The organism is Bartonella sp. AU18XJBT, assembly GCF_028618595.1.
GTDB lineage: Bacteria > Pseudomonadota > Alphaproteobacteria > Rhizobiales > Rhizobiaceae > Bartonella.
On sequence record NZ_JAQITE010000113.1, the window covers coordinates 1 to 2,050 of the forward strand.

The window sequence follows — 2,050 nt, forward strand, 5'->3', positions numbered from 1 at the left end:
TGACAATAGCTTATTACTAAAATAAGCAAAAAACGCGATAATAATACAGATATAAGTTTAAGAAGTGCCTCTCTGCTTACTTACTAAAACCATAACAAAAGAAGATATCTTTTATTATGGTTATGGTATCCTTCATTCAGAGAAACTGAATAACTTAAAAGCGTGCTCACATAATGGGTATGCTAAACTCACAAGGGGTATAGAGTCTTATAACCATAATCTATACCTCTCTTGTTAAGTTGATTAGATACAATCTTAAAAAGAGTGCTTATATGCGTTATTCTAAAAAGAAATCATTTGCACTTTGAGATACTCTACTTTGGATTACTTTAAGACTTTTAAGAAACCCACTCTTAAATAGAATTAGATTTTTTTACATTGCCTTTAAAAGATTATACCGTAATTTAAAATGATAGCTTTATCCTTTTCAAAAGCTTTGTTTAAAGAGAGCTATGTATATTCATTTTCTTATATTATTTATAGGTTTTGAAGGTTTCTCAAACCCTCAAAATACCTTCAAAACCCCTTTTTATATATATTACAGATTGTATTTACGTGTTGCGTGTAATATGGGTTGTTTATTTAAAAGATTAACATATTGAAATATAATAACTTTTATTTTTTGATTGAAAAATAATATATAAAGGGGCGTAAAAGGAACCCTCAAAATACTCAAAATCTTCAAAACTCATAACCATAATGGTCTTGATAGCACTTCTTATGAGTTACAAACTATCTTTTGAAAAGGCTTTAAAGGAGCATATGCTTTTCATAAAGCACATTTTAATCATTCACTAAAATAATCTAGTTTGTCAGTTCAATTTACTGACACATAACTGACAAATATACATTATGAATTGAATTTATGGGTTGTCTTTTAATAAAGGTTGCATCATTAAAATACTAACCTATTGAAATATAATGTTTTTAATTTTTACTCATTTAAAAAAAATACTATAGGGGTTAGAGTTAACTGACTAAACTGACAAAAATGACAAAAGTCTATTAAAAGGGATTTTGCTCATCTCTATAATTATCAGTTTCTATTGAGATGTTTTCATAACAAGCAATAAATCACAATTATCATATATCCTATTTATCATTTCTCTTATGAAAATAAAAAATGATGCGGGGGCTATAAAGAACATAACAGCTATAAAATACGCGTGAAAAAAGCAGGCTTTCATAATCACATGCAAATGAAGGCATTGGTTATAAAAACAGTTCCTATAAAAAGCTGTTAAGTTGCAAATGTGTTATTAAAAGAAATTAACAGAAATCTTTAAAAACCATTTAGCAAAAAACAGATAAGTTATAAAGATAAAAATACGCATGATGAGAGCGTTTTTAAATATTATAAATGTATAAATTCAGAAAATAACGCAATCGTTTCACAAAGCCCATAATATAGCTTTAAAAGCACATAAATATAAAAGAAGCAATTAATAAGCATAAGATATTATCAATACACAACGTATTTAAAAAATAAGAAAAATATCAAAAAAAGATAAAATATTATTTGACAATAAATACGTATTTTGTTATATAAATACTCAAGTGATGAAAACACTAAACATACAGTGGATAAACAACCAAAATTGTTTCTTCCTTTACAAAGTTCGATTATTACAACGCTTTATGTTATAAGTGTATGTATTTATGTCGGGTGTGGTTATGCCATACAATACCCATTTATGGGAAAAGCATAACAACGGACTGTATGCCGTGTTTTCAACGCCCGGCGCCCTTATAGGGTTGTCAATTGAAAACTTTTTAAAACATACAGGTTTAATTATGACAAATATCTCAAAAAACACCCCCATTATCTCTAATATTGCAAATGAAACCACGCTTGCTAATCAACAAAATCCTGCAAAAAAATACGAATTTACAGGTGAGACAATAGAGGTTGGCTTTAAAACGCTTCATAGGATTAGAGCTTTAAGAGATTTTGGAGATGTAAAAAAAGGCGATTTAGGTGGTTTTATACAAGGTGAAAGCAACCTCTCTCATGAGGGCAATTGCTGGGTCGGAGGGAAAGCCAAGGTTT

The 2,050-nt window shown here is 28.7% G+C and carries 1 pseudogene; it reads left to right on the forward strand.

Features of this window, described 5'->3' with window-relative positions:
* Nucleotides 1-1,794: 1,794 nt before the first annotated feature.
* A pseudogene (locus PVV60_RS10285) lies at nt 1,795-2,050 on the forward strand (hypothetical protein); the annotation flags it as partial.